The sequence below is a fragment of the Mycobacterium sp. IDUB_3 genome, from assembly GCF_055419585.1.
This window is the reverse complement of record NZ_JBVAXZ010000001.1, coordinates 2,876,458-2,897,602: the sequence shown is the minus strand read 5'-3', so window position 1 is coordinate 2,897,602 and position 21,145 is coordinate 2,876,458. Positions and strand designations below refer to the sequence as shown.

The following is a 21,145-nucleotide window of genomic DNA, read 5'->3' as shown; positions in this document are numbered from 1 at the left end:
CGACTCACTTCCGTTGCCAGTGCGGACTTTTGACCGCGTCCAGCGCATCGGTGACGTAGCGATCCAGTGGCCGCGGCTTTCCGGACTGTCGCACCCATTGTTGGAAGGCGAAATCGGCCGCCGCGAAGGCGAGTTGGACCAGCAGGCCCGGGCGGAGGTCGTCATCCGGATCGACACCCATCCGTTCGGCGATGAGCTTGGTCGCGCGCTCCTTGTCGGCCGGCCGGTGCACCGTGACCTTGTCGAGCAGGTCGGGAACCACCAGCAGGGCTTCGCGCCATTCTTCGGTGTCGGCCTGCTCGAATGACCGGGTCCGGGTGATGATGGCGTTGATCAGCGCGACATCGGGTGACTCGCCGGCGGGCCGCCCCTCGAGGAGATTGACGATCGCGGCGCCGCCGTAGCGCACCGGTGCGAGGAGGAGCTCTTCCTTCGCCGGCACGTGCCGGAAGAACGTGCGAGGGGAAACACCGGCGGCCGTGGCGATTTCCTCGGTGGTAACCGCCTCGTACCCGCGTTCGACGAACAGGCGGAACGCCGCACGCCGGATATCGGCCCGGATCTGTGCGCGCTGCCGGTCACGGAGCGACACTGGTCTGGTGGGAAAGGTCATCGGAAGCAGCCGATCCCGCCGTCGACGTGGATGGTCTGGCCGGTGATGAAAGTGGCGTCACTGCCTAGCAGGAACGCCACCAGCGCGCCCACATCGGTGCGGACGTCGCCGATACGCTTCATCGGAACCCGGCCCACTGCCTTGTCGTACTCCTTGGGCGCGAACGATTTCCAGAACTTGACGCCGTCGGATTCGGCGAAGGGGCAGATGACGTTGACGCGGATGTTGTCGCGGCCCCATTCCAGCGCGGCCACCTTCGACAGTCCGCGGATGCCTTCCTTGGCGGCGGCATAGCCGCCCCACTTGGGCTCGCCGCCGGTGCCCGTCCCCGAACCGAAGTTCACGATCGACCCGCCACCGGCCTCGACCATCAGAGGGTGCACGGCCTGCATCAGCAGGAATGTCGCGCGGGGCCCCACGTCGTAGCCGAGGGCCAGGTCTTCGGTGGTGATGTCGACGAACGCCTTGGGCTCGTTGGTGGCGATGGCGTTGTTGACCAGGCCGTGCACCGTGCCGAAGGCGCCGACCGCCGCGGCGGCGATCCGCCGCGCGCTGTCCGGATCACGCAGATCCTCGACGAGCTGTTCCACCCTCCCGATCGCCTCGAGCTCGGTGGCGGTCCGGCCCAGGGCCTCTTCCTGGATGTCAACCAGCAGCACCTCCGCACCGCGTTCGAGCAACGCGGTGGCGACGCCCTTACCGACGCCTTGGGCGGCGCCGGTGACGATCGCGACGTGTCCGCGCATCGAATCGGGGTGGCTGTAGGTCATCTGGCCGGCCCCATCTGCAGCTGTACGCCGCGGTGCATTTCGTAGGTGCTCCGCGCCCCGCGGGGCAGTTCGATGAACTCGACCGGTGTCCCGTCCGGGTCCTTCACGAAAAACATTCGGACGCCGCCGATCTCGAAGGGAACCTGGTCTGGGGTGTAGCCGGCGTCGATGACGCGGCGGTGGGTGTCGTCCAGATCGGTCACCGACAACGACACGTTGTGGATGCCTGTGATGCCGCGCCGCTGCTTCTGCTCGGGTGGGTTGGCGCCGATCGACAGCAGCTCGATCATCAACCCGCCCAGCATGCCGCCGACCACGTGGCCCTCCTGTTTACAGCTCGAATGCAACGCCGCGTCGAAAGGCTCTCCGGAGATGAGGGTTTCGAAGACGATCTCCATGCCCAGCACATCTCGGTAGAACGCCAGCGCACGGTCCATGTCGGTAACGCCGATGACGAGGTGGCAGAACGACACGTCATCGAGCACGCTCTTGCCCGTCACCGCGTGCCCGTCGAAAGATTCGGGGCCGGACGCCCGGCGAACAGCGGCAGGTCGAGGTAGGTCTTGATGCCCGGCTCTGCGGCGCAGACGTCGGGAATGGCATTGATGCAGTGGTTGGCGGTGACGACCACGCCCGGGTTCTTCACCAGGCCTTCCGCGATCGTCTCCGGTTGCAGACCCTTGAAGGTGAGGCTCACATCGGGATCGCCGGTGATCTCCACCTCGAAGCGTTCACCACGACTGCCGAAATTCCAGGCCGGATCCAGATTCTCCTCGCCCATCAGCCAGTTGACCGCCGCCGTGATGACCGGCTCGCCGTCAACCAGCGCCTGCCAGCGGAACCGGCGCGCGGCCACGGTGCCGGTCGTGATCGGGAACGGGTCGTAGTCGATATCGGCGGTCGCCACGGCGACGTCCTGGATGGTGCTGATGTTGGGATCGATGCGAAATCCCATCTGATCGGCGATCATCCGGACCGACTGCTTGAAGCCTGCGTCGAGCAGACCGGCCATCGGCCCTTGCGTCGCTTCCTCGGGGGTTCCGCCGAATCCCATGATGTGCCGCACCACGTCCGGTGCGTTGTAGGTGCGGATGTCGGAGAACTCCTCGGCGCGCACGTGCGTGATCGCCGATGACAGCGAGGACACCATCAGCGGGAACCGCTCGGTGATGCCGCCCGGGTGGATTCCCGAACCATGCAGCGTCACACCGCTTTCCGTTGCCGCGTCGGCGACGGCCCGGTGACGCTTGTTATCCAGATCCGGATACACCCAGCCCACCGGTGTGACGACGTTCTTGCCGGACCGCAGGATCGCGATCACCTCGTCGTCATTGGGTATCAGCGGGCTGTACATCACGCAGTCGGCGTCCAGCGCCAGTATCTCGTCGATGCTGGTGGTGGCCTTGACACCGAGGTCCTGCGTCCCGATTATCTTGCCGACGTCGACGCCGTTCTTGTCGGCACTGTGCACCCAACACCCCACCAGCTCCAGCTGCGGGTGATTGATGACGCACGCGATCGCCGCTTTCCCCACGCCTCCGGTGGCCCACTGGATGACACGAAGCTTGGACGGGCTACTCATCATTGACCTCCCGGACGGTGCGCGGCCTTTACACATCGGCGAATGAAATGGCAGGCTATGACTTGCTGACAGTGACTGACTGTCAATAATCGACCGTTTGGTGAGAGGGTCTGTTGATGAGCGTCCTCGACGGCAAGATCGCGATCGTCACCGGCACGAGCCGCGGCGTGGGCGTTGGCATCGCCCACGAGTTGCTGCGCGCCGGCGCGACCGTGATCGGCTGCTCGCGGTCACCGCTGGACGGCATCCCCGGCATCGAACCGGACTGGGCGGACCGTGCTTCTCAGCAGGTGTGCGATCAGGGTGACTACCGCTCGATCGACGCGTTCGTCGCGGACGTCGTGGCCACCCACGGAGTGGTCGACATCCTGGTCAACAATGCCGGCGGCACCGTACCGGCGCCGCACGCCGAGAGCATTCCCGAACTGGTGCAACGCATTCAGGGCTCGCCAGCTGATGATGACGACTACGCGCGCACCGCCCTGTTCCACGCGTTCGCGGTGCAGATGAACCTGATCAGCCCGCTGTGGTTCGCGATCCGTGCCTATAGGCAAATGCAGACCCAGGGCGGCGTCGGCTGCATTATCAACATCTCCAGCGGTGCCGGACATCCGGCGGGATCGCCAACCCTGGTCTCTTACGGGGCGGCCAAAAGCGGTCTCAACCATCTCACCCGGTCGCTGGCCGAAGAGTGGGGGCCCAAGGTGCGGGTCAACTGTGTGGCGTTGGGTCCGACGATGACCGAGAACTTCCGGTCGTTCGTGCTGCCCAAGGACGACCCCGACGGCGCAAAGTATTTCGCCGCCGTGCCCCTGCGCCGCGCGGGCGAGCCCGCCGAAGTCGGGCGGGTCTGCGTTTTCCTGGCCGGCGGACAGGCCGACTTCGTCAACGGCACCACCATCGAATGCGACGGCGGGATGCTGCCCGGGGTGCTCTACGACGCGGGCTTGAAGACCATCACCGATCTGCTGTAGTACGCCCGGCCCGCGTGTTAACAAAACCAGCGCAAGGAGATTCACATGACCGGTTTGGAACCGACGCCCGAGCAGTTTGCCGCGCTCGCGGCGCGACCGGCTGACGCGCCGGTGGTGATGGTCAACTTGTTGAAGTTCAAACCCGAGGGCGGCCTGGAGAGCTACTTGCAGTACGGGCAAGAAGTGGGTCCACACCTTAAAAGCGTCGGTGCCACCTTGCGCTATGCCGGGGGAGCGCCGTCGGTGGTGATCGGCGAGGGCGAACGGCCTTGGTGGGACGCGATTCTCGTCGTCGAGTACCCAAACCCCCAGGCCTTCATCGACATGGTCACAACCCAGGAGTACGCCAAGGTGCACGAACATCGCGCCGCCGGCCTGGACCGCGGAGATTTGATCGCGACCTCGACATGGTCGATGGCATCCGAGTGACCTGACGCCGGCCGCCCGGCCCGGCCGGGCGGCGTGGCACCCTCCGATTGTGGGTCCGGCTCCGGTCCGATCACGCTATGGCTTTCCGGATCAGGCTGAAATGGGTCTAATAGTTGGATGGAACTGATAAAGCCCACCGACGCGATCTTTCTCCTGGGAGAATCTCGCGAACATCCCATGCACGTCGGAGGCTTGCAGTTGTTCGAGCCGCCGCCGGGCGCCGGCCGCGGCTTCGTTCCGGATCTCTACAAAAGCCTGACCGCTCAGCGGGATTTCCAGCCCACGTTCCGCAAGCATCCCGCGAGCTTTGTCGGCGGAATCGCAAACCTGAGCTGGTCTTACGACGACGGCGACGACGTCGACGTCGACTATCACGTCCGGCGTTCGGCACTGCCGTCGCCCAAACGGGTCCGCGAATTGCTCGAGCTCACTTCGCGGTGGCACAGCAGCCTGCTGGATCGCCACCGCCCCTTGTGGGAGACGCACATCGTCGAAGGCCTGAAAGACGGCCGGTTCGCCATCTACACCAAAGTGCACCACGCGCTGATCGACGGTGTCTCCGCGCAAAAGCTGATGCAGCGCTCGCTGTCCACCGACCCCGATGACTTCGAGATCCGTGCACCGTGGAGCCTGCGCAAACCCCAGCGCAGATCCAGCCCGTCTTCTCCATTGAGGGCGTTGGCCCGAACGGCAGGATCGCTTGCCGCACTTGCTCCCTCAACAATAGGGCTGGCGCGTGCGGCGCTGTTCGAGCAGCAACTGACCCTGCCCTTCGGGGCACCGAAGACCATGTTGAACGTCAAGATCGGCGGCGCCCGCCGCTGCGCCGCACAGTCCTGGTCACTGGACCGCATCAAGAGCGTCAAGAAGGCCACGGGGGTCACGGTGAACGACGTGGTCCTGGCGATGTGTTCGGGCGCCCTGCGCTATTACCTGCTCGAGCATGACGCGCTGCCGGACACGCCGCTGATCGCGATGGTCCCGCTGAGCCTGCGCACCGAGGAAGAGGCCGACGCCGGCGGCAACCTGGTCGGTGCCATCCTGTGCAATCTGGCGACCGACGAAGACGATCCCGCGCAGCGCCTGCTGACCATCAGCGAATCGATGCGCAGCAACAAGAAGGTTTTCTCGCAGCTGCCGCGGTTTCAGGCGCTGGCGCTGTCGGCGGTCAATACGTCGGCGCTGGCGTTGGCGGCGGTCCCGGGCTGGGTCACGTCGACGTCACCCCCGTTCAACATCATCATCTCGAACGTGCCGGGGCCGACGCAGCCGATCTACTACGGGGGCGCGCGGCTCGACGGCAACTACCCGCTGTCCATCGCGCTGGACGGCCAGGCGCTGAACATCACCCTGGCCAACAACGCCGGCAATCTGGACTTCGGTCTGGTGGGATGCCGGCGCAGCGTGCCGCATCTGCAACGCCTGCTCGCGCACCTGGAGTCCTCGCTCAAGGATCTGGAACAAGCTGTGGGAGCATAGAACTCGATGGCCAAGCTGAGCGCGGGTGTGATGTTGTACCGGACCTGCGACGGCGTCGTCGAGGTATTGATCGCTCATCCGGGGGGACCGTTCTGGGCCCGTAAAGACGACGGCGCGTGGTCGATCCCGAAAGGCGAGTACACCGACGGGGAGGATCCCTGGGCGGCCGCGCAGCGTGAGTTCGCCGAGGAGCTGGGGTTAGCGGTGCCGGGCGGCCCGCGCATCGACCTCGGTCAGCTGAAGCAATCCGGCGGCAAAGTGGTGACCGCCTTCGCCGTGCACAGCGACCTCGACGTCACCGACGCACGCAGCAACACTTTTGAATTGGAATGGCCTAAAGGATCGGGCAAACTGCGGGAGTTTCCCGAGGTTGATCGCGTTGGCTGGTTCGCGGTGGCGACCGCGCGCATCAAATTGCTGAAGGGCCAGCATGGCTTTCTCGATCGCTTGGTGGCGGATCCGGCCCTGGCCGGACTATCCGAACGGGCGGGACAAGCAAACGCTCCGAACACCGGATGACCGATTCGTCGGTATCACCGACTTCCCTTACGCTCCAAGGTATGCCGAAGTTTCCGACGATGGCGGCGTATTGTGCATGGCCTGGGTCGATCACCGGGCCGATGGCCGCCATCTTCCGCGGGAGGAAGACGCCGGAGGGGCACTGGCCGGCCACATCGTGGAGTTCCTGCGCCGCTGAGTCGGGCGCTACCGGGCGGCGGGCACAATGTCAGCATGACGACCGCGCCGACCGAGTCCACAAAACCCGACGAATTGTTGGTGCGGCTGTTGGACCCGGCGGTCCGTGCCGACCCCTACCCGCTGTTCGCGCAGTTTCGCGAACGCGGATCATTCGCCGTGCCGGAAGGCAACCTCGCGGTGTTCCCGACCTACCGCGACTGCGACGAAGTTCTGCGCCACCCGTCCTCAAGCAACGACCGGCTCAAGTCGACGGCTGCCCGGGCGCAGATCGAGGCGCAGACCCAGCAGCTCATCGAGGCCGGTGCCGAGGCGCCGCCGCAGACCCCGCCGGGATTCCTGTTCCAGGACCGGCCGGACCACACCCGGCTGCGCAAGCTGGTCAGCAAGGCGTTCGCGCCGAAGGTGGTGAACGGGCTGCAACCCGACATCACCGCGCTGATCGACGGGCTGCTCGACGGGATCGCCGAACGGGGGCGGTTCGAAGTCGTCGAAGACCTCGCCTATCCACTGCCGGTGGCGGTCATCTGCCGCCTGCTCGGCGTACCGATCGAGGACGAGCCGCAATTCAGCCGGGTGTCCGCGCTGCTGGCGCAATCGCTGGACCCGTTCGTCGCCTTCACCGGAACGCCGTCGGACAACCTGAAAGAACGGATGGACGCCGGAATGTGGTTGCGCGCCTATCTGCATGGCCTGATCGACCGGCGACGCTCGAGGCCCGGTGACGATCTGATGTCCGGGCTGATCGCCGTGGAAGAGTCGGGCGACCAGCTGACCGCGGAGGAGATCGTCTCCACCTGCGTCCTGTTGTTGGTCGCCGGTCACGAGACCACGGTGAACCTGATCGGCAACGCGGTCCTGGCGATGCTGCGCCAACCGTCGCAATGGACCGCGCTCGGCGCCGACGCCAACCGTGCCCCGGCGGTCATCGAGGAGACGTTGCGCTTCGACCCCCCGGTGCAGATGATCGCCCGAACTGCGGGCGGCGACATGGCAATTGGGGACATCGAGGTGCCGGCGGGCGACATCATGATGCTGCTGACCGCCGCCGCCCAGCGCGATCCCGCCGAATACGACCGCCCCGACGTCTTCGATCCAGACCGGAAAGCGTTGCGGCACTTAGGATTCGGTCGTGGCGCGCATTACTGCCTGGGTGCCCCGCTGGCCAGGCTGGAGGCCGGCGTGGCCCTGTCGGCTGTGACGTCGCGTTTTCCGAACGCCCGGCTGGACAGCGAGCCCCAGTACAAGACCAATGTCACGCTGCGCGGACTGTCGCAGCTGATGGTCGCGGTCTAGTCCCGTTCCCAGGGCGGGCTCTCGTCCATCTTTTTGTAGTACTTCGCCAGGTGGCTTTTGATCCGATCGACATCGGACGCGGGCACGTCGATGCCGCCGCGCGCGCCGTCCATGATCGCGCCGGCCGCCATCACTGCGCGTGGCACGGCTTTGAGGTCGCCGTCGATGACGTCGGCGATCAGCAGCTTGTAGGCCGTGAAGTTGTCCTTTTTGTCGACGTCGTACCAGACGTGCGCGTCGCGGTATTTCTGGTTCGGCCCGTCCTGTGCATCGGCCCACTGCCGCACCCGCTTCTCGGCCGCGTCGCCGTCCCACTTGCGGTCACGATCGGCCAACGGCAGGTCTTGAAAGGCTGTGACTGACATGCTGGCCGCGTGCCCGGTTTGAATGCCGCCAAAACGTGGGTTCGCAGTTCCAGAAGCGGTAGCGTCATCGTAGCTGACTGGGCTGTCGACGGTGATTGTCACCCCAAGCACTCGGCAACGCCCCGGCGGCGGTGCGACGGGAGACGACCATGAAGCGGTGCATCGTCGGAGGATTGGCTGCCTTGCTGTTGGGCGCGCAGCTCATCGCCTTGTCGCCGCCGGCCGGCGCAGGTTGTCAGTACGGGGGACCCGTTCTCAGCAAGTGCGACGGACCCGTCCAGCCCGACGGCACCTGGCAACGTTGCGTCGCGGTCACACGTCTGGTTCCCAATGGCGCCAGTTCCTACCTCGTACCCGACAACCACTGCGGTCTGATGGGCCCCGGCCAGCAGCCCTCGGATTTCACCTTCGCCGACCCGCCGACGCACATCGACGGCTGAGCCGACCCGCTCCGTGGGCAGCGGCGCCGTCCTAGCCCGAACCGAGTCCCGGCACGATCTCGCCGAGGCTGAACGTCACCGGTTGTTCGAGCTGTTCGTAGGTGCACGAACGCGGTTCGCGATCCGGACGCCACCGACTGAACTGCGCGGTATGACGAAATCGCCGGCCTTCCATGTGGTCGTAGCGGACCTCGACCACCCGCTCGGGCCGCAGCGGCACGAACGACAGATCCTTGCCGGCGTTCCAGCGCGAGAACTCGTTCTTACGAGGTGTGCGCTCGCCGGCTTCGTGCGCGGCCCAATTCCACGGGTGGTTCTCGAAATCGGTGACGAGCGTCTGTAGTTCGTCGAACAGCCGCCGCCGTTCGGCCATCGGAAATGCGCCGATCACACCGACCGACGCGAGCTGGCCGTCATCCTGATACAGACCCAACAACAGCGAACCAATCGCGCCGGAACCGGATTTGTGCACTCGATAGCCGGCCACCACACAGTCGGCGGTCCGCTCGTGCTTGATCTTGAACATCACCCGCTTGTCCGGCTGGTAGGTGATCTCGAGCGGCTTGGCAATCACGCCATCGAGGCCGGCGCCCTCGAATTCGTCGAACCAGCGCTGCGCGGTGCCCAGATCGGTCGTCGCCGGCGTGACATGGATCGAGGGTCCCGAGCCAGCCAGGGCGTCGACCAGGGCGGCGCGCCGCTCGCTGAACGGCCGTCGTGTGTAGTCGTCGTCGCCGAGGGCGAGCAAGTCGAACGCGATGAAGGACGCCGGCGTGGACTCGGCGAGCATCCGCACCCGCGAGTCGGCCGGGTGAATCCGTTGTTGCAGCGCCTCGAAATCCAGTCCGTGGCCGGTGGCGATGACGATCTCGCCGTCGATCACGCAGCGGTCCGGCAGCTCGGCTTTGACCGCGGCGACCAACTCGGGGAAATAGCGCGTCATCGGCCGTTCGTTGCGGCTGCCCAACTCGACCTCGTCGCGGTCGCGGAAACAGATCGACCTGAAGCCGTCCCACTTGGGCTCATAGGACGCTTCAGGGGGAATTGAGCGCACCGACTTCGCCAACATCGGCGACACCGGCGGCATGACAGGGAGGTCCATAGCCTGATTGTGCTGGAATCGACGGTATGGCTGCTGCAGAAGAGCTGGACGTCGACGGCATTGCGGTGCGGCTGACCAATCCGGACAAGGTGTATTTCCCCAAACTGGGGTCGAAGGGGACCAAGCGGCACCTGGTGGACTACTACCGCGCCGTCGCGGGCGGTCCGATGCTCGAAACGCTGCGCGACCGGCCCACCCACCTGCAGCGCTTCCCGGACGGCGTCGACGGCGAGGAGATCTACCAGAAGCGGATCCCGCAGCACCACCCCGACTACCTCCAGACGTGCCAGGTGACGTTTCCGTCCGGGAGGACGGCCGACGCGCTGAAGGTGACTCATCCGGCGGCGGTCGTGTGGGCGGCACAGATGGGCACCGTCACCCTGCACCCGTGGCAGGTGCGCTGCCCGGATACCGACCATCCCGACGAACTGCGCATCGATCTGGACCCGCAGCCCGGTGTCGCGTTCGAGCAGGCGCGCACCGTCGCGGTCGAGGTGTTGCGGCCGCTGCTCGACGAGCTCGGCCTGGTCGGATATCCGAAGACCTCGGGTGGTCGCGGGATCCACGTCTTTCTGCGGATCGCCGGAGACTGGGATTTCATCGAGGTGCGCCGCGCCGGCATCGCCCTGGCCCGCGAGGTCGAGCGCCGGGCGCCCGACCTCGTCACCACGTCCTGGTGGAAAGAAAACCGGGGCGAGCGCATTTTCATCGACTTCAACCAGAACGCCCGGGACCGCACCATGGCGTCGGCGTATTCGGTGCGGCGTACGCCGATCGCGACGGTGTCGATGCCACTGACGTGGGAGGACCTGGCCGACGCCGAGCCGGACGACTACACCATGTCGACTGTGCCCGATCTGGTCAGAGATCGAGAGGACCCTTGGGCCGCAATGGATGATGCGGTCCAATCGATCGCTTCCCTACTGGAAATGGCCGACGCCGACGAAGAGCGCGGGCTTGGAGATATGCCGTATCCGCCGAATTACCCGAAGATGCCGGGCGAGCCCAAACGCGTTCAGCCCAGCCGGGATCGAGATCTGAAAAGCGACAAGGGCTAGCCGAAACCGTCGGGTTGCCCACGTGAGGACCTCAACGTAGCACCCGCGCCGACCGCGCGGGAAGTGATTCACTTGCGCCGCAGTGGCTTAAGGCGATTTGTCACAGTGACAATCGGCGTCATCTGGCAAGGGCGAACTGCAGCGGTGGCGGCCTCGGTGGGGAAATGCCGAGTCGGCGTTAACCCTGGAATTGACAACCGGATTCAAACCGCACCATTCCCCACCCGAACTGCCGAGGTGTCGGGGCCAACCACTTTTCAGCATTGTTGCGCTGAGGCGATTGGCTTACCGCTAACCCGTGTCAAGATCAGCAAGCAATTCGCGTAGAGCGTGCGCACTGCCCGAAAGTGCACACGCCCCCGCGTAGTTCGGGTGCCGGCGTTGTGCCCAGGGGCGACCGGAAACGCGACCGGGAGTCCGCAAAGCCCTTGAAGCCCAGCTGCTTTACATCACGAGGTTTTTTGGCCGATGCGGTCACGGCAGCATCCGCAACGCCGCGTCGCGACATGTAGTCGTGCGAGAACTGCCACCCAATGTCATTGGGGAGCACTCAATAGGCCCGAATATGGGCCGTACCGAGTAATGGGTGCGAGTAGCTGAGACCCTGCCGGTTGCCCGGCAGACCTACATTGTGCAGGTCAGGTTAGGTCCGCAGTCGATTGTTATCGGCGTTGTGCAGCCGGAAGCCGTGAGGGCGGTGAAGGTGAGGAGAAGACCAAGAACAACTTTGTATTTCAGACCAGACATGACCACTCCGTCCGTAGGAGAAATCCGACGCCCGAGAGTAGGTATATTACGCGTTGCACTCTCGGATGAGTATGGAAATGAGTAATTTTCGATTAATTACGTCACTTGACTGAAAGCCGGCAGGTGACGGGTGCCGAATTCGAAGCGTGGGTACCGGTGTGCGCGCAAATGCGCGCGAAAAACGGGTGTTACTGCGGCACAAGGGCGTACTTGAATGCGATCGTCGCGCTTTGACTTCGTCGATTAGTACTGGCCGCGCTTTGCGGCCGCTTCACTGCATTCCCCTGCGAATGCAGAAGGCCCTAAACACGTTGCCTGGAAACAGGATACAAACTTGCCCAGCGGCGTTAAATCCAACTTCTGGTACGGAATTTCCTATTCCAACCAAACTGGGGGTACGGGATCGCGCCGTTGGTTGGGAAGCGGTGGCCGGACAATCCGCCGACGAGACCGACAAAAGTAGGCTCAGTGGCTATGTCGGTGGCGGCCCGGGTGAGTTCCGCGGTATTCGCGTTGCTGCTGATGGCAATTCCCGGTGCCGGTGTGGCCGACGCAGAGCCGGCCGCACCCGACACAAACCAATCGGGCGCCCGAATGGTCGGCTGGGACACCTACCGCCGGTTGGACCGATTGCCCTATTTGAACCCCGGTTCGCAGACTCTGCAGGTGTCGAGCTTTGATCGCAGCGGCGGCGATTTCGACATGTCCACCGGCAATCGCAACGGCAGTGGCGGGTGCCTGGCACCCGGGGGCGCCGGCTGCGTCATCGCCGAGGATCACGGTGCCGGAGAAATCGATTCGATCTGGCTGACCCGCGATGGCGGCAATGTCCGCGCTCTCGGAAACATCCGCATCGAGCTGGACGGGCAGGCCGTTGTGGACACACCATTGCAAGCGTTGGTCGACGGCAAAGTGGGGGCCCCGTTCCTATGGCCGCTGGTGGCCAACGCCGCGCAATCGCCGGGCGGCGTCTACATCAAGGTGCCGATGCCTTACCAACGCTCGATGCGGGTCAGCGTCACATCGCATTTGGAGTATTACCACGTCGACTACCGGCAGTTTCCCGATGCCGGCGGGGTGAACACGTTCTCGCCATCCGATCCAGCGCTCGATGTGCTGGACACGCTCAGGTCCGCCGGCGCGGTTGACCCCAAACCGCCGGCAGCCGCTGCGACGCACAGCACTCGGGTCAGCGACCTCCCCTCCGGCGCCGCGCAGACCATCGCCGAATCGACTGGCCCGGCCAGCATCTCGGAGCTGCGGCTGCAACTGCCCGAACCGGCGGTGGGACAGCTGAGCGGATTGCGACTGCGGCTTGAGTTCGACGGCCGAACCATGGTCGACTCGCCACTCGGGGAATTCTTCGGTGCCGGCCTCGGTGCGAACCCCGTGCGATCGCTGATGTTCGCGACCAGCGCCCAACCCGATGGATCGTTGGTGTTGTGCGATTGGTGGCCAATGCCTTTCGCGCAGTCGGCCCGTGTCACGCTCGTCAATGTGGGCGCCAGCCCGGTGACCGGGATGGTCAGCGACGTCACCACCGCGCCCGACGCCCAATGGGCGGAAGCCTTGACCAGCGGCCGCGCCGGCTACTTCACCGCGCGCTCGCACGCCGGACCGACGACCCCCGGCCAGGACTGGGTGTTCGCCGAGGAACAGGGGCGCGGCAAATTCGTCGGCGTCAGTCACACCATTCACGGCTATCGAACCAAAACGGCGTTCAGTGATGACGCCCCTTACTTTCTCGAAGGCGCCGAGCGGGTCTACACCGACGGCGCCGCGTCCCCGCAGTGGTACGGCACCGGCACCGAGGACCTGTACGAGGGCGGCTGGTACTTCAAGAACGGCACCCACTTCAGCGACCCACTCAACGGCCAACCCGATCAACGCACCGCCACGGGCGGATGCGCCGACTACTGCGTCGCCGTGTACCGGATCATGCTGGCCGACGCGATCGGCTATCACTCCGGGATCCGATTCGGCATCGAGCACGGGAAGAGGAATATGGTCCAACCCGACTACAGCTCAACCGCATTCCTCTACACGCGGCCCGACGCCGGCACCACCGCCGGTGACGACGTCAGCCCCACCGATCCCGTCAATCGAGTCCTGCACGGCTACACCGACTCCGACGCGACCGATCAGTTGCTGGTCAGCGAGTACGAGGGCACTCAGGACACCCTGCCCGTGGCCGGATCGGTCCGTACCACCCAGGGCGCGATCACCTTTCACGCCCAGATCGATCCGGACAACCACGGCGTCCTGCTGCGGCGCACTTCGGATCAAGCGACCGGATTTCAGTCGGCGGACGTCGCCGTCGACGGCGTACCGACGGGCAACTGGCTACAGCCGCGCAGCAACACCTTCCACCGGTGGCTGGACGACACCTACCTGGTGCCGCAGTCGGTGACCGCGGGCAAGGCGCAAGTGACGATCACCCTGACGCCCACCGCCGACTCACCGCCCTGGACCGCCAGCCGCTACCACCTCGACACACTGGCGGTACCCCCCGACTAACGAGCGATTGGTGGCCAGGCCGATGAGCGCACCGGCCAGGCCGCCGGCCGGCGCCATCAGCGAAGGCCCGGCGAGCAACAGATAGCCGAACGCGACACCGGCCATGAGCAAGGCCTGGTGCAGCGGTGTCCAGCTGGCAGTCGGCCGCATCCGAAACGACAATCCGATGCCGAGCAGCAACGCCACCACGTGGCCGGCGGCGGTGAAGTCAGCACTCGCGGCCGCCACCACCGAGGTCCCCAGCCACCAGCCCGCCCAGATACCGCGCCAGCGCGCCGGGATCGCCGCCGTGAACGCGCCGAGCACGCAAACCGCGCCATAACTGATCCCCACGTCACTAGCGCGGGCGACCGAGACCGGCAGCATCCCCGTCTCGATGGCGGCGACCAACCCGACCGCGACGATCACCGTGGCGCCGATGTGGCCGACGGCGAAGGTGATGAGAAGACCCCGGCCGCGCCACATGAGTTCGCCCAAGGACAGCAGGCAGACCAGTCCGGGCAGCCAGAAGAACAGGTCGCCGCCGTCGTTGACGAATGCGCTCCCGATCAAGGTGCCCAGGTGGCCGCGCCCAAGGTTGTGAACGTTTGTGCTCATCCGGCTTACGGCGACCTCATGCGCGTGCGGGCCCAGCGCCGCGAGGATAAGGGAGATGGCGAGCAGGATGACCGCATAGCTGGCCGTGACTCGGACCGACGCGACGCGCAACGGCGTCTGCGTCCAGCGCAGGGCGCCGTCGCGGGTAGCGGCGAACGTCATGGTTCCACGATGCGGGTCCGGCGGGCGGCGTGCCTGGTTCTTAACGAAGCCTTCACACCCGTGCCGCAAATCTTCACGGAGTCGGATGGCCCCGTGACGTCTCCTTAAAGAGAGGTGATCGCGGCGACGGCCTCATCGGCGGTCACGATGGCCGAGGCATAATTGGGCATGTTCACCTCGAGCGCGGCGCGCATCTCGGTGTCCGAGTAGTCGGCCGTGGCATCCCGGACCACCGTGACGTCATAACCGAGCTCGGCGGCGAATCGAACCGTGGCTTCGACGCAGGTATGCGCGATCAAACCCATGACGATGACCCGCTCGATGCCGTGGCGCTTGAGGTGCAGGTCCAGGTCGGTGTTGGCGAAACCGCTTGAACACCAGTGTTCATGAGCGACGATGTCGCCCGATTGCGGCTCGAACCCGGGGTGGAGCTCCCCGCCCCAGGTGCCGTATTCGAAGGTCTTGCGCGACCAGGCCGCTCGTTGCACCGGCGCGACGAACTTCCACGTTTCGTAGTCGCCTGGCCGGTAGCGCCGATGCAGCGCATAAAAGACGCGCAGGTTCGCGCCGCGGGCGGCGTCGAGCACCTGCTTCATGTGGGCAACACAGTCGTTGCTCTCGATGACGTCCCGCAACCGATCCCACACCTTCCCGCCGGGGGAAATGAAATCGTTGTACGGATCGATCAGCAGAAGCCCGGTCGCCGCTTTGTCATTCGCCATCGGACCATCATCTCTCGGCTGGCCCCATAATGAACGGCACATCGTCGGGAGCCGCTTGGCGGGCGGCCAGCAGCGCCCGGGCGGGCTCACCGATCGGAACACGCAGCGGCAGTTGAGGTTTCTCGGCGACACCGACCGCCTCGGCCGCGACCTGCTCGGGCACGATACCGCGATGGCCACGTCGCCGAATGACCCCGCGCACGTCGTGCATGCCCGTGCCGCCGCGGCAACGCTGATCGAGGCGGCCCTGCGGTCTTGACGGACTTGTCGGGATGCTGCTAAACATGGCCTGCATCACACTTTTGGGCGATCGCCCAAAGTCGATAGGTGGAGGATGCCATGGGTCGGATGGACGACAAGGTCGCATTCGTGACCGGTGCGGCACGGGGGCAGGGCAGAAGTCACGCCGTCCGGCTCGCGCAGGAGGGTGCCGACATCATCGCGGTCGACATTTGCCGTGGCTTCGAAGGGTCGCCGGCCCCCGCGGCCACACCGGAAGACCTCGACATCACCGCGGGCATGATCAAGGACGCCGGTGCTCGCGTCGTGACCGCCGAAGTGGACGTGCGTGAGTACGACGCGTTGAAGGCGGCTGTCGACAGCGGCGTCGAACAGCTGGGGCGACTGGACGTCATCGTCGCCAACGCGGGCATCGGCACGATGACCGGCAAGCTGCACAAGACCGACGAGGCGCTGTGGCAGGAGATGATCGACGTCAACCTCAGCGGGGTGTGGAAGACGGTCAAAGCCGGTGTCCCGCACATGCTGGACGGCGACCGCGGCGGTTCGATCATCTTGACCTCGTCTGTCGCGGGCAAGAAGGCCTACTTACATACCGGCCACTACACGTCGGCCAAGCATGGCGTCATCGGGCTGATGAGGGCGTTCGCAGTTGAGTTGGGCCAGAAGATGATTCGGGTCAATGCCGTGCTGCCGACCCACGTGAACACGCCATTGCTGATCAACGAGGGCACCTTTCATGCCTTCCGGCCCGATCTGGAGGACCCGGGGCCGGACGACCTCGCGCCGATCTGCCAAACCTTCCACACGCTGCCGATTCCGTGGGTCACCGCCCAGGACATCAGCAACGCCGTGCTGTTCCTGGCCTCCGACGAAGCGCGCTACATCACCGGCGTGGCGTTGCCGGTTGATGCCGGCAGCTGTCTGAAGTAAGGAAAGCATCGATGACCGTCACCAACGACACCGACGTCTACTACGATCCCTACGACGTCAACATCAATGCCAACCCGTATCCGATCTACGCACGGTTGCGCGAAGAGGCACCGATCTACTACAACGAACGCTACGACTTCTGGGCCCTGTCAAGGCATTCCGACGTCGAGCACGGACTGGCCAACTGGGAGACTTTCTCCAACCGGCGAAGCGACATCCTCGAGCTCGTCCAGTCGAAATTCGACATGCCCGGCGGCGTCATGATGTTCCAGGACCCCCCGGAGCACTCCAGGCTGCGTGGCCTGATGTCGCGGGTGTTCACCCCCCGCCGGATGGCCGCCCTCGAGGACCAGATTCGGCAATACTGCATTCGCTGCCTGGACCCGCTGGTCGGTTCCGGCGGATTCGACATCATCGCCGAGCTGGCATCCATGATGCCGATGCGGGTGATCGGGATGCTACTGGGAATCCCGGAGTCCGAACAGATCTCGGTGCGCGATGCCAATGACGCCAACCTGCGCACCAAGCCGGGTGCGCCGCTGAAGGTCGCCAACGCCGACTCCATCGCCGACGGCAGGATCTACGCCGACTACGTCGAATGGCGCTCCAATAACCCCTCGGACGACCTGATGACGACGCTGCTCAACGTCGAATTCGATGACGAGAACGGGGTGCACCGCAAGCTGACTCGCAAAGAGGTGCTGCACTACACCCAGGTGGTCGCCGGGGCGGGCAACGAGACCACCGGCCGGCTGATCGGCTGGCTGGCCAAGGTGCTCGCCGAACACCCCGACCAGCGTCGCGCGGTCTGCGAGGACCGGTCGCTGTTGACCCGTACCATCGATGAGACGTTGCGATTCGAACCCACCGGCCCGCACGTCGCACGCTGGATGGCAAAGGATTTCGAGTGCTACGGCACCACGGTTCCGGCCGGCAGCGCCATGCTGTTGCTGTTCGGCGCCGCCAACCGCGATCACCGCCGATACACCGATCCGGACACCTACGACATTCGTCGCGACAACATCTCGCACATCACCTTCGGGAAAGGCGTTCACTACTGCCTGGGCGCAAACCTGGCCCGCCTCGAGGGCCGCGTCGCGCTGGACGAGATCCTCAACCGGTGGCCCGAATGGGATATCGATTACGGCACAGCGCAATTGGCATCGACGTCGACCGTGCGCGGCTGGGAGCGGCTGCGGGTCGTGTTGCCCTGAGTGGCCGTTAGTTGCCCCGGCGTTTCTTCGGCTCCGGCATCTCGAACCGGTCCAGGAGTCGATTGACCAGCGCGACGGCCGCGTCGTGGCCCCCGGAGGAGCCGAATCCCTCTTCCAGGATCAGGGTGCGGCCGATCGAGGCGATGAAGACCGCGATCGCCGCGGGCGAGAACTCGTCGGTGTCGATGTCGTGTTCGCGGATGATGAAGTTCAGCGCGGTGATCTGTTGCTCGCGCCACCGATCCGACCACGCGGCGATCTCCGTCCGGATCTCCTTGCGGTGGTTGGCAAGTCCCATGAACTCCAGCAGCAGCCGCGTGTCCTTCGGTGCGATCAGGGTGTCCCAAAAGGCGTGCAGAGGGCGGTCCGAGGCGAACGCTTGCTGTTGCTTCTCGAGATAGACGGCGGCGCCGATGCGGAAGACGGCCAGATACAACTCGTCCATCGTGGGGAAGTAGTAGTGCACCAACGCCGGTTTGACGCCGGCTTTGGCGGCGACCCGCCGAGACGTGGCGGCGGCGTAGCCCTCCTCGACCATGATCTGACTCGTCGCGGCCACCAGCATGTCGCGCGTCGTGTTATCGCGCGCCTTCGGTCGCTCAGATGCGGTCACAGTCTGGTCATATCACACGGAGGGTTCGGCGACCATGTCGAAGAACGCGGCGCCGGAGTCCGGGATGCGGTTCTGCTTGAACACGTTGACGGCGTAGGAGACCAGGATCATCGAATAAAGTAGGTGCAGCAGCCTGGTCGCGTCATCCGGTAATGCGTTGATGTCGAACTCATTCAGGTATGCGATCGCTTCCTCCGCTCGGGGTGCGATGGCGTCGTAGAATCTGACGAGTTCGTCGTAGGGCTTGGACAGCCGCGCCTCGTAGCGTTGCGCCCGCGTCGGCAACGCCCAATCGGCGACGAACGGTTCGAGATCGGCAAACCCCTGCGGCAGCGTCATGAGCGCCGCTCTCCGGCCCGGTGGGCGTCCACCGTGTCGCGAATGACGGTGTGGAACTGGCGGATCAGCAATTCCTGATCGCTGAGGTGGAAGGTGTTCTGCGCGCGGGTCTTCAGGGCCGAATGCGTGGCCTCGATCGTGTTCACGTCCTGCATCGCGAACTCGATCGTGCTATCGACCACCAACTCCTGCGCGAGCCGGTCCCGCGCGTTTTCCGGCGGCACGAAATACATGTCGATCTGGTAGATGTGCGAGTCGACGGTCTCGGGCCAGTAGGTGTAGGTGATGTAGTAGCCGCGGGCCCAGATCTGGATGGAGATGTTCGGGAAGACCCAGAACTGGTCATTGCCCCACGACGCGATCTCGCCGCGGTTGAGGAAGTCCGGTTGCGGTCCCTCGAAGCCCAAGTCGGGCATGTCGTCGGGCCCGAAGAGCCCGGCGCGGAACAGCTTGTAGACCCAGCGCTGGTCCTGGCGGGCCGGTCCCGCGGTGCCCGGCTCGCGCGGTGGCAGCGGGGGCGGGCCGGGAACCGAGGTGAGCATGTGCGGCCGGAACAGTTCGTAGTGGTAGGAGTCGACCGGCGGCACCATCTTCTCGGCCTTGGCGACATCGGGATCGATGAAGCGACCGTGCACATACGGCGGGTGATACCACTCGCAGACCGAGTCGACGGCCAGCTTCCAGTTCCCGTTGATGCGGGTGGAGAACCCGTAGTGCTGTGTCATCTTGTCGAAGGGGTAAGCCTCGATGCCCAGCAATCCGTCGCCCAGGAAGCTGCGCAACGGCACCGGATCATCGGCGAGGTTGACGAAGATGAACCCCGCCCAGACCTCGCAGTGCACCGGCGGCATCCGCAGCGTGCTCTTGTCGAGGTCGAAAAACTCGCCCTCGTTGGTGATGTGGTTGACCCTGCCGTCCAGGCCGTAACGCCAGCCGTGGTACTTGCACGCGAACGCGCGACAAGTTCCCGACGATTCCCGGCCCGGGTGCTCCTGCCAGACGACCTTGTTGCCGCGGTGCGCGCACACGTTGTGGAAGGCGTGCACGGTGTCGTCGCGGTCGCGGGCGATCACGATCGAGGCGAGCCGTCCGGGCAGATCGCGGGTGAAGTACGAACCCTTACGGGGCAGGCGTTCAATCCGGCCGACGCACAACCAGTTTCGCTCGAACACGGCCTTGCGTTCGGCGACGAAGAACTCCTCGGAGATCGAATCTTCATAGTTGACCGGGCCGGTGCCCAGTTCGGGATAGTCGGTGGTGAACTTGCCCCGCCCGGTCGACAGGCGCTGCTGGATGCCGGTCACGAGGGAACTCCTTCGCTGCGTTGCCCGCCGTTGGTCCAGGGCTCCTGGTCCCAGGCCCGGTCCAGCGGTGCCATCTCGCCCCCGAACGGGAAGAAGGCACGCTGAGCGTAGGTTTCCCGGGCGAGGCCGTGGCCGAGCTCGTCGATGAAGGCCCGCTTGAGCGGGTTGGTGAACAACTGGCGCGAATAGCGCAGCGTCAGCGGTGGACGCTTGACCAGTTCGCGGGCGAGTTCCCAGGCCCGGTCCAGCAATTGGTCCTTGGGCAGCACCTCATTGACGACGCCCCATTCCTTGGCCTCGGCCGCCTCGAGCTTCATGCCGGTCAACAGGAAATACCGGGCGCGGGTGTGACCGGCCAGGAAGCTCCAGATGACGTGCTGGCCGTCGCCGGGCACCTGGCCGCGGGGGAAGTGGGAGGCGTCCTGGAAGTAGGCGTCTTCGGAAGCCAGGACGATGTCGCCCATCAGCGCGACCTCGGAGTGGATGTTGCACGGGCCATTGACTGCACTGATCATCGGGACGTCGACGTCGAGCACGTTGGTGATCAGATGCCGTGCATACCAAGCTTTCTCGTCGAGCTTGACCAGGCCCCGGGTGCCGGGCATCAGCAGATATTCGGGCTTGTCCACCACTTCGCCGTTGGGTAAGCGGCCCCAGTTCGCGTTGTAGTTCTCGCCGGTGCCGGTGTGGATCAGGACCTTGATCTCGCGATCACCGGCGATGTCGGCGAACGCATCCGACATGTCGTCGTGCGCGCGCCAGTCCCACACCAAACTGCCGCCGTTGGTATGGCACTGCATGAACAAGATCCCGTCGTCCGTGAGTTCGAACCGGTAGTTCGCGTACCGATCGTGATATTCGCTGTACCTGGTTCGCTTCGCCATTGAGCCGTCTCATTCCCGGGCAACTGTCAGCCAGCTGGTTTGAGCGATCGCCCAAACCGCGTAGCTGAC

23 protein-coding genes are annotated in these 21,145 nt (G+C 65.0%); 11 read left to right on the top strand and 12 right to left on the bottom strand.

Features of this window, described 5'->3' with window-relative positions; genetic code table 11:
- Positions 1-4: 4 nt before the first annotated feature.
- Genes ACZYVJ_RS13285 through ACZYVJ_RS13270 form a run of 4 tightly spaced genes read right to left on the bottom strand, consistent with a single transcriptional unit; the run spans position 5 to position 2,965 of the window.
- A complete protein-coding gene (locus tag ACZYVJ_RS13285; protein WP_463831406.1) occupies positions 5-613 on the bottom strand; it encodes a TetR/AcrR family transcriptional regulator in 609 nt (202 codons plus the stop codon).
- Entirely contained in the window at positions 610-1,383 is a 774-nt protein-coding gene (locus ACZYVJ_RS13280) for an SDR family NAD(P)-dependent oxidoreductase (protein WP_463831405.1), read from the bottom strand. Before ACZYVJ_RS13280 ends, ACZYVJ_RS13285 begins: the two co-directional genes overlap by 4 nt.
- Positions 1,380-1,883 carry a VOC family protein gene (locus ACZYVJ_RS13275; RefSeq protein ID WP_463831404.1) on the bottom strand — a complete coding sequence of 168 codons (504 nt, stop codon included), beginning with the start codon at positions 1,881-1,883 and terminating at the stop codon, positions 1,380-1,382. The genes ACZYVJ_RS13280 and ACZYVJ_RS13275 overlap by 4 nt, the downstream gene beginning before the upstream one ends.
- Positions 1,880-2,965 carry an NAD(P)H-dependent amine dehydrogenase family protein gene (locus ACZYVJ_RS13270; RefSeq protein WP_463831403.1) on the bottom strand — a complete coding sequence of 362 codons (1,086 nt, stop codon included), beginning with the start codon at positions 2,963-2,965 and terminating at the stop codon, positions 1,880-1,882. The genes ACZYVJ_RS13275 and ACZYVJ_RS13270 overlap by 4 nt, the downstream gene beginning before the upstream one ends.
- Positions 2,966-3,081: 116 nt before the next feature.
- On the opposite strand from ACZYVJ_RS13270, the gene ACZYVJ_RS13265 reads away from it, so the two are divergent.
- From ACZYVJ_RS13265 to ACZYVJ_RS13245, 5 genes are all read left to right on the top strand, one after another.
- Positions 3,082-3,939 (top strand): SDR family NAD(P)-dependent oxidoreductase, encoded by an 858-nt coding sequence (locus ACZYVJ_RS13265; RefSeq protein WP_463831402.1) that lies wholly within the window; start codon positions 3,082-3,084, stop codon positions 3,937-3,939.
- Positions 3,940-3,984: 45 nt separating this feature from the next.
- Positions 3,985-4,368, top strand: coding sequence for a DUF1330 domain-containing protein (locus tag ACZYVJ_RS13260; RefSeq protein WP_463831401.1), 384 nt, complete (start codon positions 3,985-3,987; stop codon positions 4,366-4,368).
- A gap of 117 nt (positions 4,369-4,485) precedes the next feature.
- Positions 4,486-5,847, top strand: coding sequence for a WS/DGAT/MGAT family O-acyltransferase (locus tag ACZYVJ_RS13255; RefSeq protein ID WP_463831400.1), 1,362 nt, complete (start codon positions 4,486-4,488; stop codon positions 5,845-5,847).
- Positions 5,848-5,853: 6 nt separating this feature from the next.
- Complete coding sequence (locus tag ACZYVJ_RS13250) at positions 5,854-6,366, top strand: NUDIX hydrolase (protein WP_463831399.1); 513 nt, start codon at positions 5,854-5,856, stop codon at positions 6,364-6,366.
- Positions 6,367-6,579: 213 nt separating this feature from the next.
- Positions 6,580-7,839 carry a cytochrome P450 gene (locus ACZYVJ_RS13245; protein ID WP_463831398.1) on the top strand — a complete coding sequence of 420 codons (1,260 nt, stop codon included), beginning with the start codon at positions 6,580-6,582 and terminating at the stop codon, positions 7,837-7,839.
- Here ACZYVJ_RS13245 and ACZYVJ_RS13240 read toward each other — a convergent pair.
- A complete protein-coding gene (locus ACZYVJ_RS13240) occupies positions 7,836-8,204 on the bottom strand; it encodes a hypothetical protein (protein ID WP_463832981.1) in 369 nt (122 codons plus the stop codon). The two genes, ACZYVJ_RS13245 and ACZYVJ_RS13240, sit on opposite strands and share 4 nt — an antisense overlap.
- Before the next feature lie 149 nt (positions 8,205-8,353).
- Between ACZYVJ_RS13240 and ACZYVJ_RS13235 the strand changes: the two genes are divergently transcribed.
- Positions 8,354-8,644: a CDGP domain-containing protein gene (locus tag ACZYVJ_RS13235; RefSeq protein ID WP_463831397.1), complete on the top strand. Its 291-nt coding sequence runs from the start codon at positions 8,354-8,356 to the stop codon at positions 8,642-8,644.
- Between the two features lie 31 nt (positions 8,645-8,675).
- Here the strand turns inward: ACZYVJ_RS13235 and ACZYVJ_RS13230 are convergent, their stop codons facing one another.
- Positions 8,676-9,746, bottom strand: a complete 1,071-nt coding sequence (locus tag ACZYVJ_RS13230) for an ATP-dependent DNA ligase (RefSeq protein ID WP_463831396.1) — start codon at positions 9,744-9,746, stop codon at positions 8,676-8,678.
- 26 nt (positions 9,747-9,772) lie between these two features.
- On the opposite strand from ACZYVJ_RS13230, the gene ligD reads away from it, so the two are divergent.
- Both ligD and ACZYVJ_RS13220 read left to right on the top strand, forming a co-directional pair.
- Positions 9,773-10,804, top strand: coding sequence for a non-homologous end-joining DNA ligase (gene ligD / locus ACZYVJ_RS13225; RefSeq protein WP_463831395.1), 1,032 nt, complete (start codon positions 9,773-9,775; stop codon positions 10,802-10,804).
- Between the two features lie 1,221 nt (positions 10,805-12,025).
- On the top strand, positions 12,026-14,068 hold the full coding sequence (locus ACZYVJ_RS13220) for a glycoside hydrolase family 172 protein (protein ID WP_463832980.1): 2,043 nt from the start codon (positions 12,026-12,028) through the stop codon (positions 14,066-14,068).
- On the opposite strand, the gene ACZYVJ_RS13215 is transcribed toward ACZYVJ_RS13220, so the two are convergent.
- Together ACZYVJ_RS13215 and ACZYVJ_RS13210 are read right to left on the bottom strand one after the other, a co-directional pair.
- The gene (locus ACZYVJ_RS13215) at positions 14,009-14,827 is read right to left on the bottom strand and encodes a rhomboid-like protein (RefSeq protein ID WP_463831394.1); all 819 of its coding nucleotides are present in this window, start codon (positions 14,825-14,827) and stop codon (positions 14,009-14,011) included. The genes ACZYVJ_RS13220 and ACZYVJ_RS13215 overlap by 60 nt on opposite strands.
- A 104-nt stretch (positions 14,828-14,931) precedes the next feature.
- Complete coding sequence (locus tag ACZYVJ_RS13210) at positions 14,932-15,549, bottom strand: cysteine hydrolase family protein (protein ID WP_463831393.1); 618 nt, start codon at positions 15,547-15,549, stop codon at positions 14,932-14,934.
- A gap of 55 nt (positions 15,550-15,604) precedes the next feature.
- On the opposite strand from ACZYVJ_RS13210, the gene ACZYVJ_RS13205 reads away from it, so the two are divergent.
- From ACZYVJ_RS13205 to ACZYVJ_RS13195, 3 genes are all read left to right on the top strand, one after another.
- Positions 15,605-15,808: a hypothetical protein gene (locus tag ACZYVJ_RS13205; protein ID WP_463831392.1), complete on the top strand. Its 204-nt coding sequence runs from the start codon at positions 15,605-15,607 to the stop codon at positions 15,806-15,808.
- Positions 15,809-15,888: 80 nt separating this feature from the next.
- Positions 15,889-16,722: a mycofactocin-coupled SDR family oxidoreductase gene (locus ACZYVJ_RS13200; RefSeq protein ID WP_463831391.1), complete on the top strand. Its 834-nt coding sequence runs from the start codon at positions 15,889-15,891 to the stop codon at positions 16,720-16,722.
- Between the two features lie 11 nt (positions 16,723-16,733).
- Entirely contained in the window at positions 16,734-17,936 is a 1,203-nt protein-coding gene (locus tag ACZYVJ_RS13195; protein ID WP_463831390.1) for a cytochrome P450, read from the top strand.
- Positions 17,937-17,943: 7 nt separating this feature from the next.
- Here the strand turns inward: ACZYVJ_RS13195 and ACZYVJ_RS13190 are convergent, their stop codons facing one another.
- The 4 genes from ACZYVJ_RS13190 to ACZYVJ_RS13175 are packed head-to-tail and all read right to left on the bottom strand — an operon-like array spanning position 17,944 to position 21,076.
- The gene (locus ACZYVJ_RS13190; RefSeq protein ID WP_463832979.1) at positions 17,944-18,501 is read right to left on the bottom strand and encodes a TetR/AcrR family transcriptional regulator; all 558 of its coding nucleotides are present in this window, start codon (positions 18,499-18,501) and stop codon (positions 17,944-17,946) included.
- Between the two features lie 60 nt (positions 18,502-18,561).
- Positions 18,562-18,888 carry a hypothetical protein gene (locus ACZYVJ_RS13185; RefSeq protein WP_463831389.1) on the bottom strand — a complete coding sequence of 109 codons (327 nt, stop codon included), beginning with the start codon at positions 18,886-18,888 and terminating at the stop codon, positions 18,562-18,564.
- Positions 18,885-20,192, bottom strand: coding sequence for an aromatic ring-hydroxylating oxygenase subunit alpha (locus ACZYVJ_RS13180; RefSeq protein WP_463831388.1), 1,308 nt, complete (start codon positions 20,190-20,192; stop codon positions 18,885-18,887). The genes ACZYVJ_RS13185 and ACZYVJ_RS13180 overlap by 4 nt, the downstream gene beginning before the upstream one ends.
- On the bottom strand, positions 20,189-21,076 hold the full coding sequence (locus ACZYVJ_RS13175; protein WP_463831387.1) for an enoyl-CoA hydratase/isomerase family protein: 888 nt from the start codon (positions 21,074-21,076) through the stop codon (positions 20,189-20,191). The genes ACZYVJ_RS13180 and ACZYVJ_RS13175 overlap by 4 nt, the downstream gene beginning before the upstream one ends.
- Between the last annotated feature and the right edge of the window lie 69 nt (positions 21,077-21,145).

Excerpts from the sequence above, each read along its gene's own strand:
- ACZYVJ_RS13265 (WP_463831402.1), top strand. The coding sequence starts at position 3,082 with ATGAGCGTCCTCGACGGCAAGATCGCGATCGTCACCGGCACGAGCCGC.
- ACZYVJ_RS13200 (WP_463831391.1), top strand. The coding sequence starts at position 15,889 with ATGGGTCGGATGGACGACAAGGTCGCATTCGTGACCGGTGCGGCACGG.
- ACZYVJ_RS13215 (WP_463831394.1), bottom strand. The coding sequence starts at position 14,827 with ATGACGTTCGCCGCTACCCGCGACGGCGCCCTGCGCTGGACGCAGACG.
- ACZYVJ_RS13230 (WP_463831396.1), bottom strand. The coding sequence starts at position 9,746 with ATGGACCTCCCTGTCATGCCGCCGGTGTCGCCGATGTTGGCGAAGTCG.
- ACZYVJ_RS13280 (WP_463831405.1), bottom strand. The coding sequence starts at position 1,383 with ATGACCTACAGCCACCCCGATTCGATGCGCGGACACGTCGCGATCGTC.
- ACZYVJ_RS13235 (WP_463831397.1), top strand. The coding sequence starts at position 8,354 with ATGAAGCGGTGCATCGTCGGAGGATTGGCTGCCTTGCTGTTGGGCGCG.
- ACZYVJ_RS13250 (WP_463831399.1), top strand. The coding sequence starts at position 5,854 with ATGGCCAAGCTGAGCGCGGGTGTGATGTTGTACCGGACCTGCGACGGC.
- ACZYVJ_RS13260 (WP_463831401.1), top strand. The coding sequence starts at position 3,985 with ATGACCGGTTTGGAACCGACGCCCGAGCAGTTTGCCGCGCTCGCGGCG.
- ACZYVJ_RS13245 (WP_463831398.1), top strand. The coding sequence starts at position 6,580 with ATGACGACCGCGCCGACCGAGTCCACAAAACCCGACGAATTGTTGGTG.
- ACZYVJ_RS13210 (WP_463831393.1), bottom strand. The coding sequence starts at position 15,549 with ATGGCGAATGACAAAGCGGCGACCGGGCTTCTGCTGATCGATCCGTAC.
- ACZYVJ_RS13195 (WP_463831390.1), top strand. The coding sequence starts at position 16,734 with ATGACCGTCACCAACGACACCGACGTCTACTACGATCCCTACGACGTC.
- ACZYVJ_RS13190 (WP_463832979.1), bottom strand. The coding sequence starts at position 18,501 with ATGCTGGTGGCCGCGACGAGTCAGATCATGGTCGAGGAGGGCTACGCC.
- ACZYVJ_RS13270 (WP_463831403.1), bottom strand. The coding sequence starts at position 2,965 with ATGAGTAGCCCGTCCAAGCTTCGTGTCATCCAGTGGGCCACCGGAGGC.
- ACZYVJ_RS13220 (WP_463832980.1), top strand. The coding sequence starts at position 12,026 with ATGTCGGTGGCGGCCCGGGTGAGTTCCGCGGTATTCGCGTTGCTGCTG.
- ligD (WP_463831395.1), top strand. The coding sequence starts at position 9,773 with ATGGCTGCTGCAGAAGAGCTGGACGTCGACGGCATTGCGGTGCGGCTG.
- ACZYVJ_RS13285 (WP_463831406.1), bottom strand. The coding sequence starts at position 613 with ATGACCTTTCCCACCAGACCAGTGTCGCTCCGTGACCGGCAGCGCGCA.
- ACZYVJ_RS13240 (WP_463832981.1), bottom strand. The coding sequence starts at position 8,204 with ATGTCAGTCACAGCCTTTCAAGACCTGCCGTTGGCCGATCGTGACCGC.
- ACZYVJ_RS13175 (WP_463831387.1), bottom strand. The coding sequence starts at position 21,076 with ATGGCGAAGCGAACCAGGTACAGCGAATATCACGATCGGTACGCGAAC.
- ACZYVJ_RS13255 (WP_463831400.1), top strand. The coding sequence starts at position 4,486 with ATGGAACTGATAAAGCCCACCGACGCGATCTTTCTCCTGGGAGAATCT.
- ACZYVJ_RS13185 (WP_463831389.1), bottom strand. The coding sequence starts at position 18,888 with ATGACGCTGCCGCAGGGGTTTGCCGATCTCGAACCGTTCGTCGCCGAT.